The 15,515-nt window shown below is 54.9% G+C and carries 14 protein-coding genes; 8 read left to right on the top strand and 6 right to left on the bottom strand.

Translation table 11 applies throughout. The features are described from left to right. Nucleotides 1–9 precede the first annotated feature (9 nt). From H5P30_RS05855 to H5P30_RS05845, 3 genes are all read left to right on the top strand, one after another. Complete coding sequence (locus H5P30_RS05855) at nt 10–1,548, top strand: choice-of-anchor I family protein (protein ID WP_185692012.1); 1,539 nt, start codon at nt 10–12, stop codon at nt 1,546–1,548. 358 nt (nt 1,549–1,906) lie between these two features. Further along, nucleotides 1,907–2,527, top strand: a complete 621-nt coding sequence (locus tag H5P30_RS05850; RefSeq protein ID WP_185692011.1) for a hypothetical protein — start codon at nt 1,907–1,909, stop codon at nt 2,525–2,527. 49 nt (nt 2,528–2,576) lie between these two features. Next, nucleotides 2,577–3,134, top strand: coding sequence for a four helix bundle protein (locus H5P30_RS05845; protein WP_185692010.1), 558 nt, complete (start codon nt 2,577–2,579; stop codon nt 3,132–3,134). Nucleotides 3,135–3,138: 4 nt separating this feature from the next. Here the strand turns inward: H5P30_RS05845 and H5P30_RS05840 are convergent, their stop codons facing one another. Then, complete coding sequence (locus H5P30_RS05840; RefSeq protein ID WP_185692009.1) at nt 3,139–4,035, bottom strand: LysR family transcriptional regulator; 897 nt, start codon at nt 4,033–4,035, stop codon at nt 3,139–3,141. Nucleotides 4,036–4,171: 136 nt separating this feature from the next. On the opposite strand from H5P30_RS05840, the gene H5P30_RS05835 reads away from it, so the two are divergent. Further along, entirely contained in the window at nt 4,172–5,644 is a 1,473-nt protein-coding gene (locus H5P30_RS05835) for a catalase (protein WP_185692008.1), read from the top strand. Between the two features lie 19 nt (nt 5,645–5,663). Continuing rightward, nucleotides 5,664–6,185 (top strand): ankyrin repeat domain-containing protein, encoded by a 522-nt coding sequence (locus H5P30_RS05830; protein ID WP_221774292.1) that lies wholly within the window; start codon nt 5,664–5,666, stop codon nt 6,183–6,185. On the opposite strand, the gene H5P30_RS05825 is transcribed toward H5P30_RS05830, so the two are convergent. Next, on the bottom strand, nt 6,182–6,850 hold the full coding sequence (locus H5P30_RS05825) for a DUF1573 domain-containing protein (protein ID WP_185692007.1): 669 nt from the start codon (nt 6,848–6,850) through the stop codon (nt 6,182–6,184). The two genes, H5P30_RS05830 and H5P30_RS05825, sit on opposite strands and share 4 nt — an antisense overlap. A 232-nt stretch (nt 6,851–7,082) precedes the next feature. Here H5P30_RS05825 and H5P30_RS05820 point away from each other — a divergent pair, with 232 nt between their 5' ends. Continuing rightward, nucleotides 7,083–7,286, top strand: a complete 204-nt coding sequence (locus H5P30_RS05820) for a hypothetical protein (RefSeq protein ID WP_185692006.1) — start codon at nt 7,083–7,085, stop codon at nt 7,284–7,286. 75 nt (nt 7,287–7,361) lie between these two features. Here H5P30_RS05820 and H5P30_RS05815 read toward each other — a convergent pair whose 3' ends face one another. Beyond that, nucleotides 7,362–8,186, bottom strand: coding sequence for a formate/nitrite transporter family protein (locus H5P30_RS05815; protein WP_185692005.1), 825 nt, complete (start codon nt 8,184–8,186; stop codon nt 7,362–7,364). A gap of 333 nt (nt 8,187–8,519) precedes the next feature. On the opposite strand from H5P30_RS05815, the gene H5P30_RS05810 reads away from it, so the two are divergent. After that, nucleotides 8,520–8,729, top strand: a complete 210-nt coding sequence (locus H5P30_RS05810; RefSeq protein WP_185692004.1) for a hypothetical protein — start codon at nt 8,520–8,522, stop codon at nt 8,727–8,729. Nucleotides 8,730–8,884: 155 nt separating this feature from the next. Here H5P30_RS05810 and H5P30_RS05805 read toward each other — a convergent pair whose 3' ends face one another. The 3 genes from H5P30_RS05805 to H5P30_RS05795 are packed head-to-tail and all read right to left on the bottom strand — an operon-like array spanning nt 8,885 to nt 14,772. After that, entirely contained in the window at nt 8,885–10,357 is a 1,473-nt protein-coding gene (locus H5P30_RS05805; protein WP_185692003.1) for an efflux transporter outer membrane subunit, read from the bottom strand. 11 nt (nt 10,358–10,368) lie between these two features. Next, nucleotides 10,369–13,488, bottom strand: coding sequence for an efflux RND transporter permease subunit (locus H5P30_RS05800; RefSeq protein ID WP_185692002.1), 3,120 nt, complete (start codon nt 13,486–13,488; stop codon nt 10,369–10,371). A gap of 33 nt (nt 13,489–13,521) precedes the next feature. Continuing rightward, on the bottom strand, nt 13,522–14,772 hold the full coding sequence (locus H5P30_RS05795) for an efflux RND transporter periplasmic adaptor subunit (RefSeq protein WP_185692001.1): 1,251 nt from the start codon (nt 14,770–14,772) through the stop codon (nt 13,522–13,524). Nucleotides 14,773–14,843: 71 nt separating this feature from the next. Here H5P30_RS05795 and H5P30_RS05790 point away from each other — a divergent pair, with 71 nt between their 5' ends. Then, nucleotides 14,844–15,449, top strand: coding sequence for a TetR family transcriptional regulator (locus H5P30_RS05790; protein WP_185692000.1), 606 nt, complete (start codon nt 14,844–14,846; stop codon nt 15,447–15,449). Nucleotides 15,450–15,515 lie beyond the last annotated feature (66 nt).

Raw genomic sequence — 15,515 nt, 5'->3', positions numbered from 1 at the left:
TTTAAACCCATGAAACGATCCATCGCCACTCTTTCCTCGCTCATCCTGCTTCCGGCGATCTCCGCCAGCGCCCTGACCTTAAAACCGGTCGGCACTTGGAAAACGGGAGTCTTCGACGAGTCAGCTGCTGAAATTCTTCAATTCGATCCCGAATCCAAGCAGTTGTATGTCGTCAATGGAGACCTTCCCGGCATCGACGTGATCGATATTTCCGACGTTTCCAATCCCACTCGTTCCTTCTCGATCACCATCGACAGTCTCGGTGCCGATGTCCAGTCCGTCGCGGTCCACGAGGGTTTGATCGCTCTTGCCATTTCAGCAGATCCCAACACAGATCCAGGATTGGTGGCCTTCTTTGATCGCGAGGGTAATCCGCTGAGTCAGGTTGAAGTCGGTGCTCTGCCCGACATGGTGACTTTCACGCCGAACGGCCAGATGCTCCTCTGCGCAAATGAAGGAGAACCCTCCGACGACTATTCCATCGACCCTGAGGGTTCAGTTTCGATCATCGAGATACCCTCCGACCTTTCGGCAGGTTTCCCCGAGGCGGTCACCCTCCCCTTCACAGCTTTTGATGGGATGGAGATCGAGGGCATCAGTCCGGGCAATCCAAATTCCTCGCTTTCTCAGAATCTGGAGCCGGAATACATCGCCGTCTCACCCGACGGCCAGATGGCGATGGTCACCCTTCAGGAAAGCAACGCCGTAGGCATCATCGATCTGAATGAGATGGCGATCACCGCCATCGTCGGTCTCGGATTCCAGGACCATCGCGAGATCCCGTTTGATGCCAGTGACAAAGACAAGGAGATCCGCATCCGCAACTGGCCCGTTTACGGACTCTACCAGCCTGACACGATCACCGCCATCGAGATCGGCGGTGAGCTTTACTTTGCGACGGCAAACGAAGGCGACGCACGGGACTACGACGGCTGGAGCGAGGAGGTTCGCGTGAAGGACCTGACTCTGGATACAGAAGCTTTTCCCAATGCCGATGAGCTCCTCTCCAAAAAGAACCTCGGTCGCCTCAAGGTCACGAACACCCTGGGAGATATCGATGGCGACGGCGAATATGAAGAGCTCTACAACTTTGGTGGCCGATCCTTTTCAATTCTGGATGCCAATGGAGCCATCATCTATGACAGCGGCTCGTTGATTGAAGAAAAGCTAGCCGAACTCATCCCCGAAAACTTCAACTCCAACAACGACGAGAACGACTCTTTCGATAACCGAAGCGATGATAAAGGTCCTGAGCCCGAAGCCATCACCTCGGCAGTAATCGACGGAACCCCTCTCCTCTTCCTAGGCTTGGAACGAGTCGGGGGAATCATGGCCTTCGACCTTAGCGATCCAACCGCCCCCGAGTGGCTAACCTACGTCAACACCCGCAATTTTTCCGGAGATCCCGCCAAGGGAACCGCAGGAGACCTCGCTCCCGAAGGCATGATCGTGATCCCAGCCAAGGAGAGCCCAACCGGATCGCCGCTTTTGGCCGTCGCCTTCGAAGTCAGTGGCACGGTCACTCTCTTCGAGATCATTACCGAATAGATTGAGCCTGAAACCCGTTGTGCGGAAAAAGTAGCCGCTCAGCTTTAGCTGCGCGGTCCTGCGATCGCAGAAGGCTCTGCCAAGATACCGGCCAAAAAAACGCAATGGGGGCAGCTGAAGCTACTCCCCTACTCGGAGTAACCGCTCAAACGTGTCGGCAGCTCAAGCAGCCGGTGCTTGGGTGAGTCGCCGAAATAAGAAGCCGCTCAGCTTTAGCTGCGCGGGCCTGCGGTCGCAGAAACTCTTCCTCGGTTCCGTCCGGAACAAACGCAATCGGGCCGACTCCGTGAGTTCCTTCGGGCTTGAACCCTCCGGGCGAGCCGACATCATCTATCACAGGAGACTCATAGAGTAGATCGTGGCAGGATTTGATGAAAACATTGTTCGAGAGTATTTCGAATTGAACGGATTTCTGGTTCGTCAATTACGGAAATACCAGGTGCAGGCTCGCAAGAAACGCGCAGATGAAGAAGTCGATCTCTTAGTCTACAACCCAGCTCCTGAAGAGCCCAGTGCCTCGCGCGGATTTCAGCTCTTTTCGGGAGACATTCAGTCGATCCATCGGGCCCTGGTAGTCGTCAAAGGATGGCACACCTCTTCATTCACCCCCCGGATGCTGAAGCAGAGCAGTAAGATCTTTGATTTCCTCAAGAAAGACGTGCTGGATGCCGTCGAAAAGTATTTTGCCGAAGATCAAGATCTGATCGGAAAGGTCGATCCGGTCACCCGAATCCTCGTTCTCCCCGGCCTTCCGTCTACGGAGCCACATCGCGAGGAGTCGATCCAATTGCTGAAAGAACACGGGATCGACTTCATCATCACCTTCCGCACCATTTTGGAAAATCTCCTTCAGGGGATCGAGGCCAACTACAGCTACCAAAAATCGGAAGCACTCCACCTCCTGCGGCTTCTCAAGATCTACGACATGGTGAAAGCCCCACAGATGGAGCTCTTCTCCGACGATCGGAGAAGGCGATAACCTCGCCTGCGCATTGACCGCGAACCATACCAACACTATCTCTTCTCTCATGCCTTACCAAAATTTTACCGAATATCCGCTCTGGAAAGAGGCTTCCCTCCTTACAGATTCAATTTTCGACTTTAGCCGCGGCATTGAAGACTTCCCGTTGCGGAACCGTATGACTGCCGCCGCAGTCGAGATCCCCTTCCGACTTGGCGAGGCTGCCCAGTCAGACTCCGATGAAACGATGAAGGAGCTTCTCTGGAAAGTGGAGGATCCGGTCAACGAGCTGCGCGCAGTGCTGACTGAGGCCAAGGAACATGGGTTTGCCCCCGGATCCGACTACGAGCTTATGCAAGAGCGCTGCCGAGATCTTTTCCAAAAGGTTCACGAAGAGGCCTCATCGTCCATCCCGCTCGTGCAAGAAGAACCAGTCGCCCCCGCCGAAGAACCTGAACCAGTCCAAGAACCCATTCTCGGACCGGCGGAGGAAAAAATCGTCGTCCCGGTCGAAGAGGAGAAACTGGAAGAAAAGCCCCCCGCCCCCCCGAAGCAACCCAAGCCGGTAAAGCATGACCCCATCGACGACGACGACGATGAGCTCGACGAGAACACTCTGATTTGAAGCGCTAGGACGGTGGCCCCATTTCGGGCAATTCTCCGGCTACCTGCAAAAAAGCATCGAAGGCGCGGGTACGGCTGGTTTGCTTCGGCCAAGCAAGACTTACCCTTCGAAACTGAGGATCCGGCGCCAGGGAACGAAAAACAACGTCTCTTCCCCCCAGAAAAGGAAGTGCCATTTTGGGCGTAATGGAGAGCCCGAGACCAATCTCGACCATCGCCAATACGGTATCCAACTGGGAACTCTCGATCCTCACTTCTGGCTCGATTTGGGCTCGCTGACAGAGCTGCAACGTTTGCCCCCGGAGACAGTGAGTTTCTTTCATGAGAACGAGGGGCCGATCGACGATGTCCACCAAGGCAATGGCCTTCTCCCCCGCCAATGAATGATCCTTTGGGAGGGTAACCAGAAGCTCGTCATCGCAAATTTTTTGAAAATTCCAGTCCTCCCCAAGAATCGGCGGGCTGACCAGGGCCAAGTCCAAAGAGCCGCGTCTCATCTGAGCTAGCAATTCATGGGTCGGCTCTTCCGAGACTTCAAAATACAACCCCGGATACCGAATCGTCGCCTCCCGAATGAGGGCTGGTAGCAAGTACGGGGCGACTGTGGGGATCGCGCCGAGCCTCAACCTTCCCCGGATCTCAGTCGAAAACGAAAGAGCGTCCTCCTTCGCGCTCTCAATCTCTTCAAGAATACGAAGAGCCCGCGGATAGAATCGCTCACCGAAAAAGGTAGGCGCGGTTCCCTTTTTCCGACGCTGTAGTAAGGGCTCGCCCAGTTCGTCTTCCAACTTCCGAATCTGGTGACTCAGGGTCGGCTGGGTCACATGACACCGCTCCGCGGCCCGGGTAAAATTCCCCAAGCGCACCACCTCCACAAAATACCGAACCTGATGAACTTCCATAGATGATATCAATGATTTCCATGAAAACGAAATATTTCACAAATATCAACCTGGATGATATGATCTAGCAGAAGTAAGCGATAAGCGGCCTCGAGCCGAAGGAGCGCGCAGAAAACCTAGAAACCGAATCAAAAAAATGAGCCAGAAAGAACCAACCCTAACGACATCGGCCGGAAACCCAATCGCCGACAACCAGAATTCTCTAAGTGCCGGTCCGCGGGGTCCGTTGCTCATGCAGGACTATCAGCTCCTCGAAAAGCTTGCCCACCAAAACCGGGAGCGCATTCCGGAGCGCACCGTACACGCCAAGGGATCCGCTGCCTACGGGAAACTCACCATCACCCACGACATTACCGAGTACAGCAAAGCGGCGATCTTTGGCGAGATCGGCAAGGAGACGGAATGCTTTCTCCGATTTTCTACGGTCGCCGGAGAACGCGGGGCTGCTGACGCGGAGCGCGACGTCCGTGGGTTTGCCCTGAAATTCTACACCGAACAAGGCAACTGGGACCTCGTGGGCAACAACACTCCGGTCTTCTTCGTCCGCGATCCGTATAAATTCCCCGACTTCATTCATACGCAAAAGCGTCATCCCCGGACAAATCTTCGAAACATGACCGCCGCCTGGGATTTCTGGTCTCTAAGCCCCGAGAGCCTCCATCAGGTCACGATTTTGATGTCCGACCGAGGACTACCCCGCGGCTACCGTCACGTGAACGGCTACGGCAGCCACACCTACAGCTTCATCAATGCGAACGACGAACGATTCTGGGTAAAGTTCCACTTCAAGACCCTCCAGGGAATCGAAACCCTCAGCAACGAGGAGGCAGCCCGAATCGTCTCCGAAGACCGAGAAAGCTCGCAGCGAGACCTCTATGAATCGATCGAGAGGGGTGACTTTCCCAAATGGCGTTTCTGCGTGCAAATCATGCCCGAGAAAGAAGCGGAGACCTATCGTTGGAACCCTTTCGATCTGACCAAGGTGTGGTCGCATTCTGACTATCCACTCATCGACGTCGGCATTCTGGAGCTCAATCGCAATCCGCAGAACTATTTTGCCGAGGTGGAACAATCCTCTTTCAGCCCTTCGAACATCGTCCCTGGAATCGGATTCTCTCCCGACAAAATGCTTCAGGCCCGGATCTTCTCCTACGCCGACTCTCACCGCTATCGGGTGGGAACACACTACGAAATGATCCCGGTCAACCGGCCGAAAGCTGCCAAGGTCAACCACTACCATGCCGACGGTCCCATGCGTTTTGACGCACCCCAAGGCACGGATGCCTACTACGAGCCAAACAGCTTTGGCGGCCCGGTGCAGGATGAAAGCTTTGCCGAGCCACCTCTCCGCATTTCGGGAGATGCAGACCGCTACAATCACCGTGACGGCAACGATGATTACACTCAGGCCGGCGAGCTCTTCCGCCTCATGAGCGACGATCAGAAAGAACAGCTCTTTTATAACATCGCCGGTTCGATGGAGGGCGTCCCCGAGAGTATTATCCAAAGGCAACTCGGCCACTTCGACCAAGCTGATCCCGACTATGGTGCTGGCGTCCGCCGCGCTCTTGAGGAGGGCAACGATGGCGCAAAGCCAGTCGAGGCCTGAGCCCCACTACGAAAATCCAATGAACGGACCCGAAACCATGGAAACCCAAACGACCCCTCAAGAAGAAGACCGCTATGCCCAGCTGCAGATCATGGCCTTGGATGCCGCACGCTCCGGGGATTGGGAAATCCTCGAACCGATGATCCAGGCAGGGCTTCCAGTAAATCTCAAGGATGCCAAGGGAAACACGCTTCTCATGCTCGCCGCCTACCACGGGGAAAAGGAAACGGTTGCGAGGTTACTCAAAGCGGGAGCCCGGGTCGATGAGCGCAATGCGCGTGGCCAGACCCCACTCGGCGGCGTCGCCTTCAAAGGAAACACGGAGGTCGCACAGATCCTCGTCGAACACGGAGCCGACCTCGAAGCCGACAACGGAGGAGGAATGACTCCACTTCTCTTCGCCTCTATGTTCGGCCGGACCGAAACCGCGCAATATCTCCGCGAGGCAGGAGCGAACGAAAGAGCCCGCAGTCGGATCGGCCTCTCTACGGGAATCTTATCCTCCTTCGGAACCCTCCTCCGACAATTCCGCCGATCCTAATCTTTCGGCGAACTCGGCGTTTTCACCAACAGATGCAGATTCTTGGTTTCCGACATCCCTTCGTCGTTCGTGAATTGAAACCGTAATTTCGCCCGGGGAACGCTGGAGCCCGATTTTGGGGTGATCCCCAAATAGATCTGATCCTTCTTTTCGGATTTGATTTCACGAATCCGGAACGGGAAACTAACCAAGGGATCGAGAATCTTCCAACGAACCCCCGGATGGGTGATCAATCGGACCCTTTTCTCCACCCCTTCATGATCACTATCCCAGAGAACCACCGCAGGCCGCACTTTACCCAACTCGGGAATCGTCGTTGAGAGCGTCAAACGAGTTGTGTCATCGTCCTCCTCATCCGTGATGACCTCGAGGGCCTTACGCTGAAGTCCTACTCGATCTCCGATGGTGAATACGGCGCGCACCTCTCCCTTTTCTCCGGGGGCATACTCTTTCTTTTCCCACTCCGCGACTGTGCATCCACAAGTGGATCGAATATGGACAATGGCGATGGGCTCCTCCCCCTTATTCTCAAAGGGAAAAACCGCAATAACCTCCTTCTGACCGAGTTCGCAGGGCAGCTCCAAGCTCTTGTTCTCAAAGCTCAACTGAGACGCCAAGCAGAACAGAGGAAGCAGTCCAAAAACGCTATGGAGAAGGGCTTTCACGGAAAAAGTTAATAAATCTTAGTAAAAACCCTCTGAAGTCCCAGTGCAACCAAGACCAGAAGTATCTAACGGATGGAAATCGTCCATAAGTACGATGATAGGCCCCGTTGCCATCCAACACGATGTTTTCAAAACTATCCAGACTCATCAAGAAGCTCGCTATTCCGAGACGGATGCCTCCCGGCCCAGCCCGCATCTTTCCTCGTTTCACCCAATAACCAATTAATCGCCTATGTACGGATACATTTTTGCCATCATCGGAATCCTTCTTTTAATCATCCTCATGGTGGGCATTTTCTCGTCTGGCACTTCCCGTAAAAGTAAATCCACCCACAAGGATATCGAGAAGGGCACCTCCTATGCCGAGCCGCAAGCGGAACAGGTCGATCCAGCACGTCGTGCCCAACAGGATTCAGACCCGGACCCCAAGAATTAAGATCCTCGCAGTTCCGGCCAGAGCAGTTGCCGTCGACCAGTCGGCCTCGCAAAACCGTTGCTTTTCGTCCGCGAACTAAAGCTCATCCTGGACCTGCCCATAGCAGATCACGGCGAACATTCCCGTCCCCCCGAGGATATTTCCCAAGAGCGTGGGAAAAATCCCCTGCCCCCAACTCGTTGCCCAGGAAACCTCCCCGTCCAAAGCGAGAAAGAACCACTCGGTCGAACCCGCCACCACGTGGGTCAGACCTCCCATCGGGATCATAAAACTGAGAAGGACCACGATCCAGAAACCACCCTGCTTCGCTCCGGGCATCAGCCAGACAATCGCCGCAACCAGAAATCCCGCCGGAACTCCATAAGCCAAGTTCTCCCAGAAACTGTATTCTGCAAGATGGCGGGAGACATCCACCACGGCCTCGATCTTCTCATCGGGTAGCAGCCGGAGCTTCCAGACGCCCAGAGCGGAGGCAAACGAGCCCAACATATTGGTCAAGAAGACGATGCCCCAGAGCCGGAGAGTTTCATAAAGACGAACTCCTCGAAAATCGGCGAAAAGTGGAAGAACGGCGGTGATCGTGTTCTCGGTGAACAATTGCATCCGCCCCAAAACCACGATGACAAATCCGACCGTATATCCCAAGTTCGAGAGAGCTTCCCCCGCCGGCACATCTTGGAGAGCGACCGAGAGAAAAGCCTTACAATAAATGGAAAAACTCAGGGCGACCCCTGCGGCAAAGCCTGACCAGCACAAAGATTTCACCGGACGCGATAGCTCCTCGTATCCCTCCTGCCGCACCACTTCGTAAATCACCGGCGAGCGCAGACCGGAACGTTCCTGAACCTCGGACTGATCGTCCCTCGACAATCCTTTTTCTTTTTCTTCGGACTTCTTCATACTGACTCCTGATCAACCTCCGAGCTTGAACCTTTCACCATGGAAAACTTGCCATGCACGCCCCCACCTACCAAGTTTTCTTTTTCCTTGCTCTTATTTGAGCACAACAAGACCATCGTCTAAAAGGATGAGGGCCTATTTCTTTTACATTTCCGCCGTTCTGATAGAACTAAAACCATAATTCACTAACTAACGCCAATTTCGAGCGAGGATCAACTCGACGGGAATGAACCCGAAAAGATTCGCTCCTTGCTCGAAAACCAGAAACTTTCAATCAAACCACATGACTCACTCCGACAAATGTCTGGAGTGACCCAATCCAAAGAAAAGACTATGAAACAGACAAAGAAAGCACTCCAACTCCTCGCCTTGCTTCTCACTATCGGAGGTTCCGCCTTCGTGATGACGGGCTGTGACGGAAACATGGAAGACGCCGCAGATAACACCGGCGATGCGATTGAAAACGCAGCCGATGAAACCACGGACGCCGTTCAAGATGCCGCCGAGGAAACTGGCGACGCCGTCGAAGACGCCACCAACTAATTTCAACGAAGCGGCCTGATTCGCGACAGAGATTCTACTCGAGTCGCAGCCGCAATTGATTTCGCCCCGCCTCTCTCGAGAGGCGGGGCTTTTTTTGGCAAAAATGCTCGGAGGTGTGCCGAGCCGTGAGGAGGATCGGGTAAATCAGCCCCGGATTACTCTTCGACTTCCTCTCCGTTCTGCGGATCAAAAGGCTCCATTGCCGACTCGTCCAACTGGCCTTCCCAGCCTCCACCAAGAGCCTTGAACAGATTGACGGCCGCATTCAGGCGACGAAACCGGGATTCTTCGAGAGTTAATTCCGCCTCGAACGACTGACGCTCGGCATCCAAGTAATCAATATACTCCGAGAAACCCTCATCATACTGCTCCTTGGCCAACTCCAAGAGGCGGCTCGAAGCCTTCTCCTGATTCACCCGGGCCGCAACCAGCTCCTCACGATAGCGAAGAGTTAGAATCGATTCATTCACTTCGCTGAAAGCCTCGCGCACCGTATTCTTGTAGATCCAAAAGGCCTCTTCTTGACGAGCCTCTGCCGCCAGGACCCGATTCTTGTTACGACCAAAATCAATAATGGGTCCGGTCACGTTAGCCCCAATGTTCCAAGTCTGGGAGGGCGAGGTGAAAAGATTGTCGAACTGCGCCGCCGATGTGCCCAAAAGAGCGCCCAAGGAAAGGCTTGGCCAACGCTGAGCCTTGGCGACTCCGATGTTCTCATAGGTCGAACGCAAGGCCGCTTCTGCCGAGAGAATGTCTGGGCGCCGTTCCAGAACCGAGGAAGGGATCAAGTCTACTGCCACTTCTGGCACCTCGGGCAGCTCCTTGGGCTCGTCGGAAAAGACATCCCGGTTCCAGAAAGCCGAGGGATCGGCACCGGAAAGAATCAAGAGCGAGGTCTGATAAGTCAGGATGGCTTCCTGAAACTGAGGGACCCTCACCTTCGCATCCGCCAGTTCAGCCTTCGACTGTTGCAACTCCAACTCTGTCGAGAATCCGGCATCAAAACGCTTCTGCTGAAAACCAACAGCCTCCTCGCGGGTTTGGATCGTCTCCTGCGCCAAGGCCAGCTGGTTCACCGAGGACTGAAGTCCGTAGTAAGCTGAAACCGTTTCCGAAATCAACGAGTTCCGGAGAGTGAAGAAGGCATAGGAGGTGGAGAGAAGATCCTCACGAGCTGCATCTTTTGCATCACCCAGCTTGTTGAAGAGATCCACCTCGTAGTTCAGGAGTCCCGATAAACCAAACTGGTTACTGGGGTTGTCCTGCCCCGGAGACACTTGGTAATCGGGGGCTTCCGTCCGAGCGGCCGTGCCCTCAAAGTCGATATTCGGCCAGAGCTGCGCGGCTTCCAATCCGTAGAGAGCTCGAGCCTGACGAATGCGGGCCGCGGCCTCGCCGAGATCCCCATTGGCTTCGAGGGTTTTGGCGACCCACTCGTTTAGAGTCGGATCATCAAAGGCCTCCCACCATTGATCGAGCGAATCTTCGTTGTCGCCGTCCTTCAGCGTTCCCGCCAAGCCAAGCTCAGACGGAAAGTCATCCTCTGGGCGCTCATAATCGGGAGCGAGCGAACAACCTGTGATTACCCACAACGCCGACGCGGCTCCGAGACTCAAAATTCCTTTCATAGATTTCCCTCTCATTTTTCTCCTATAACCTTCTCGTGATCCGCGGCTCGGTCAATCAACCGATAGAATAAGGGAACGAAAAGGATGGAGATGAAGGTCGCTGCCAACATTCCTCCGATGACTCCAGTTCCGATGGAGTGGCGGCTTGCCGCACCGGCCCCTGAGCTCACTGCCAGTGGCACCACCCCAAGGATAAAGGCGAGCGAGGTCATGACGATCGGCCGGAAACGAAGCTTGGCGCCCTCAATCGCGGCATCCCGACGGCTCATCCCCTCCTTGCGCTTCATCACCGCGAACTCGACGATCAAAATCGCGTTCTTCGCAGCGAGACCGGTGAGGACCAGCAGACTGATCTGGAAGTAGATATCGATCTCCAGCCCGCGAATAAATACTAGAGCGATCGCGCCAAAAATCGCATAAGGAACTGCAGTGATCACCGCAAACGGCAATGACCATTGTTCGTATTGCGCCGCGAGAATCAGAAAGATCATGACAATCCCGAAGGCAAAAGCGTAGGTCGACGTGTTGGCCGAAGCCCGTTCCTGATAGGCCTGACCCGTCCAGGCCAGAGTGTATCCCTCAGGCAGAACTTCTGCCGCGAGTTCTTCCATCGCCTCCAGGGCCTGACCACTACTATAGCCGGGTGCCGGAGCCCCCTGGATCTTGCCAGCCGGGAAGAGATTGAATCGCTCGATCACGTCTGGCCCCACCGTCTTCTCAAAACTGAGCAGACTGTAGAGAGGCACCATCCGCCCGTTCGCCGAACGGACAAATACATTGCGGAGATCCTCAGGACTTTCGCGGAAATCTCCTTCGGCCTGAATCGTCACTTGGTAACTTCTACCATATAGAGTGAAGTCGTTTACATATAATGACCCAAAAGTGCTTTGCATCGTGGTGAAGATGTCATTGATCTTCACTCCCATCGAACGCGCCTTTTCGCGGTCCACGGTCACTTGATACTGAGGCACCGAAGCGTTGAAGGCTGAACGCATTCCCGACAGTTCCTCCCGCTCGGATGCGGCGGCAATGAACTCATTCAAAACTCCCGCCATTTCCTCCGGCGAGGCGCCGACACGATTCTGAATATATCCTTCGAAACCGCCCGTGCTGCTCAGACCAGTAATGGGAGGAGCGTTCACAACAAAGATCAATGCATCGGGGAATCCTCCCATACCGACACCCGTCAACTGATTCGCGACATTCGCAGCCTGCAAGCTTTCAGCCTTACGCTCATCCCAATCCTTGAGAGGGATAAACGAGACAGCCGCATTGGTCCGGCCAGCACGTGTGGCCAAATCCAAACCGGTGATCGTGATGATATCTTCCACCGCAGGATTCTCCATGACCGCTTCGGTAAATGGGCCAGAAACATCCAACGTCCGATTCAAGGCCGTCCCCGGCATCAGGTATTGGAAGGCAATAACATATCCCTGGTCCTCCTCGGGGACGAGTGACGAAGGCACTTTCTGCCAAAGGTACATGGCTGCACCGAGGAAAATCAGAATCGAGGAAAGCCCGAGGATCCAGTGCTTCAGGAAGAAGGTTACGCCGCTGACATAGCGATCGGTGATCCAGTCAAATCCACGATTAAAGAGGCGGAACGGCCCCTTCGGCTCCGAGTGGTCTTCCTTGAGGAAAAGTGCCGAAAGCACCGGAGTCAGCGTCAACGCCACGAAACCGGAAATGATCACCGAGATAGCAATCGTAATCGCAAACTGTCGATACATCTCACCAGCCAAGCCTCCGATGAAGGCGACTGGCACGAAGACCGCACAAAGCACGAGGACAATTGCGATGACCGGGCCCGTGACCTCTTTCATCGCCGCAATTGCAGCATCCCTCGGAGACTTCTTCTCCGTCCGCATGATACGCTCCACATTCTCCAAGACGATAATCGCGTCATCGACCACAATCCCGATGGCGAGAATGAGCCCGAAGAGCGTCAAAAGGTTAATGGAGAACCCGAGCGCCGACATTCCGGCAAAGGTCCCAATAATCGAAATCGGTACGGCCAACAGAGGAATGAGAGTCGCCCTCCAGCTCTGCAGAAAGATAAAGACCACCAAGATCACGAGCAGACAGGCCTCGACAAAAGTATGGATCACCCCTTCGACCGCGACATCAACAAAACGGGTCGTGTCGAATGGTATCGCAAACTCCACCCCGGTCGGGAAGGTCTTCGAAAGCTCTTCCAAGCGATTGCGAACCGCCTCGGCGGTCGACAACGCATTCGCTCCCGGTTGGAGATAAATCCCCATGGCCACAGCGGGCTGACCGTTCAGCGAAGACTCTTGCGAATAGGCCTGGGATCCGAGCTCAATGCGAGCCACGTCTCCCAACCGGAGAATTCCCCCCGTATCGTCCGAGCGGAGAATGATATCCTCAAATTCACTCTTGTCGACCAGACGTCCCGGAGTCGTGACCGTATAGGTAAAAGCTGGATTCGAAGAGGATGGCTCGGCTCCAAATTTACCCGCGGCGAATTGAGAATTCTGCTCACGAATCGCGGTCGAGACATCGACGGGAGTCATATCATACTCCGCGAGCTTGTCGGGCCGGAGCCAGACACGCATCGAATAATTGAGCTGACCGAAGAGTGACGCATCCCCCACTCCCTTGACCCGCTTGAGCTCGTCGAGGACGTTCAACAAAGCGTAGTTGGAAAGAAACAACGGCTGATATTGTCCGTCCGGCGAAAAAAGATTCACCACCTGAAGAATCGTCGATGATTGCTTGCGGACCGTCACCCCTTGACGCTGAACCTCCTCCGGCAACTGCGAAAGGGCGGCCTGCACACGGTTGTTGACGTTGATCGTGTTCTGATCCGGATCCGTGCCGACTTCGAAAGTAACCGAAATCCCGAGAGACCCATCGTCCGAAGCAGTCGATCGGATATAAATCATATCGTCGACCCCGTTGATCTGCTGTTCCAGCGGGGAAGCGACGGTCTCGGAGATGGTGTTTGCGTTGGCCCCTGGATAGCGGGCACTTACGGAAACTTCAGGAGGAACGATCTCGGGGTATTGCGAAATCGGAAGGCTGACCATCGAGGCGACACCCGCCAGGATGATGACGATGGACAGCACCGTCGCGAATACCGGACGGTCGATAAAAAATCTTGAGAACATGTTTTTGGAAAAGGTGTTGGATTAACGCGAACGTTATTCCTGCGCTTCTGTTTGTGGTTTCTCAGGTGCGGAATTTTCACCTCCCTGCGACGATTCCGTATCCGCGGCAGAAGAACTTTCCATCGCCGAGGAGTCGCCTTCCATCTTCTTCTCGATCGGCTGGATTTCCTGCCCGGGACGAATTCGAATCAGCGAAGAAGTCACGACACGGTCTCCTTCGGAGAGCCCCCCTTGCACGACTTGTCCCTTCTTGATCACCGGTCCCAGTTGAACCGGGCGAGGCGTGACCACATTGCCTTCGCCAACGACGTAAACCAAGCTGCCGTTCGCCGTGGTCAAGACCGCATCTTCCGGAATGACATAGCTGCCCTTTAGATTCAGACCGTCAAAAAAGACCCGCACAAACTGGCCGGGAAGGACCTGATGGTCCGGGTTCGAGAATTCAGCCCGGACGCGGACCGTACCGGTCTGGTCGTCGATTCGGCTGGCCACGAAGTTGATCTTCCCCTCCTCGGAAAAGACCGCTCCACTTCGCAGTCGCATCTTCAGTTCATAGTCCGCCGAGTCGTCTCGCTGATCGAGAACGGTCGCGAAGGCCGGATCCCCTTCCGGCAAGGAGAAGAGAACGTAGAAAGGATCGATTTGAGTAACCTCGGTTAGGCGCTCGCCCTCATTGACCAAACTGCCCTCAGGAAATTCTTCCAGCCCGGTGACTCCGGTCTCCGGACTCTTAACTTCCGTATAATCGAGCTGCAACTGAGCTTCGGCAACCGCCGCATCGGCCACGGCGACATCCGCCTTGGCGAGTTCGTAATCCGACTGGCTCTGATCCCGCTGACGCTCACTCAAGGCGTCCGTATCGAAAAGCTTTTTCGCCCGGGTCCATTCACGCTCAGCCTGACGAAAATTCGCCTGGGCTCTCTCTGCCTGGGCCTGGGCTTGGCGGAGAGTCACCTCGTAAGGATCCGGATCGATCTGAAAAAGCACCTCATCCTTCTCGACAACGTTCCCCTCCTCAAATTCGCGGTTGAGAATCAACCCGCCCACTCGGGGCCGAATCACAATGCGGCGCAACCCTTCTACCCGACCCGGGTAAGATTGATTCCACTCAATCGTCTCCGGCGCGACCTTCACCACGTCGACCCGGGGCGGTCCCCCAGCTCCCGGACCACCGGCATGCGCCGAATCCCCGGATTCGTGCGAGCATCCCGCCAGAATTGCTGCAAGCGAACTCGTCGCCGTGAAAAGAGAAATTTTCAAAAGATGTTTTTTAGATACATTCATGGATGTATGATTTTGATTGCAGATTGCCCTGCTTCATAAGAAGGTCAAACGGAAATTGTTATTTTTTACCCATGCCACGAAGAACGAAAGACGAGTCCGAACAAACCCACGCAGCAATTCTTGAAGCTGCGATTGAGGAGTTTCTTCGCCACGGAGTAGCCCGCACGACCTTGCAGGGAATTGCCGAGAGCTGTGGCGTCACTCGAGGCGCGGTCTATCACCACTTTAAGAACAAGGGAGAGATCATCGCCCGACTGATGGAAAGTGTGCGCCTCCCGGCAGAAACCATCCGCAAGGAACTTGCGGAAATGGATTTGCAGGATCCTCTGGAAGCTCTCAAACGCTGGTCAAAGAGCGCCATCCACAAGCTGGCCAACGACGAGCGAGCCTGTAAGGTGCATTGGATCTACCTCCGGTGCGATGGGCGCGAAGAGATGGAGAAAGTCCAAGAGATGGAAGAGGAAAAAGTCAGCAGCTGCTCAGAGATCATCACCGAACAGCTGCAAAAGGCACAGGCTCTCGGACAGCTTCGCCCGGAAATCGAACCCAGTGAAGCTTCCGAAGCGCTCTACGCGCTCTTCACCGGACTTTATTACAACTACCTCCGCGCCAAAGGCCAAAAGGCGATCCCCTTCGACCTGACCTTTGATACTTTCTTTCGCGGCCTTAAGCCCTGACCCGGCCCAACCGCCTGCAACGAGGAGAGATCGGAGGACGGATTGATTCCCTTCCCCCGCCGCGAT

Origin of the sequence: Puniceicoccus vermicola (assembly GCF_014230055.1) — a bacterium.
Lineage (GTDB): Bacteria > Verrucomicrobiota > Verrucomicrobiia > Opitutales > Puniceicoccaceae > Puniceicoccus > Puniceicoccus vermicola.
This window is presented reverse-complemented; position numbering and strand designations above follow the sequence as displayed.

Excerpts from the sequence above, each read along its gene's own strand:
- H5P30_RS05800 (WP_185692002.1), bottom strand. The coding sequence starts at position 13,488 with ATGTTCTCAAGATTTTTTATCGACCGTCCGGTATTCGCGACGGTGCTG.
- H5P30_RS05795 (WP_185692001.1), bottom strand. The coding sequence starts at position 14,772 with ATGAATGTATCTAAAAAACATCTTTTGAAAATTTCTCTTTTCACGGCG.
- H5P30_RS05810 (WP_185692004.1), top strand. The coding sequence starts at position 8,520 with ATGAAACAGACAAAGAAAGCACTCCAACTCCTCGCCTTGCTTCTCACT.
- H5P30_RS05790 (WP_185692000.1), top strand. The coding sequence starts at position 14,844 with ATGCCACGAAGAACGAAAGACGAGTCCGAACAAACCCACGCAGCAATT.
- H5P30_RS05845 (WP_185692010.1), top strand. The coding sequence starts at position 2,577 with ATGCCTTACCAAAATTTTACCGAATATCCGCTCTGGAAAGAGGCTTCC.
- H5P30_RS05830 (WP_221774292.1), top strand. The coding sequence starts at position 5,664 with ATGAACGGACCCGAAACCATGGAAACCCAAACGACCCCTCAAGAAGAA.
- H5P30_RS05820 (WP_185692006.1), top strand. The coding sequence starts at position 7,083 with ATGTACGGATACATTTTTGCCATCATCGGAATCCTTCTTTTAATCATC.
- H5P30_RS05855 (WP_185692012.1), top strand. The coding sequence starts at position 10 with ATGAAACGATCCATCGCCACTCTTTCCTCGCTCATCCTGCTTCCGGCG.
- H5P30_RS05840 (WP_185692009.1), bottom strand. The coding sequence starts at position 4,035 with ATGGAAGTTCATCAGGTTCGGTATTTTGTGGAGGTGGTGCGCTTGGGG.
- H5P30_RS05815 (WP_185692005.1), bottom strand. The coding sequence starts at position 8,186 with ATGAAGAAGTCCGAAGAAAAAGAAAAAGGATTGTCGAGGGACGATCAG.
- H5P30_RS05805 (WP_185692003.1), bottom strand. The coding sequence starts at position 10,357 with ATGAAAGGAATTTTGAGTCTCGGAGCCGCGTCGGCGTTGTGGGTAATC.
- H5P30_RS05835 (WP_185692008.1), top strand. The coding sequence starts at position 4,172 with ATGAGCCAGAAAGAACCAACCCTAACGACATCGGCCGGAAACCCAATC.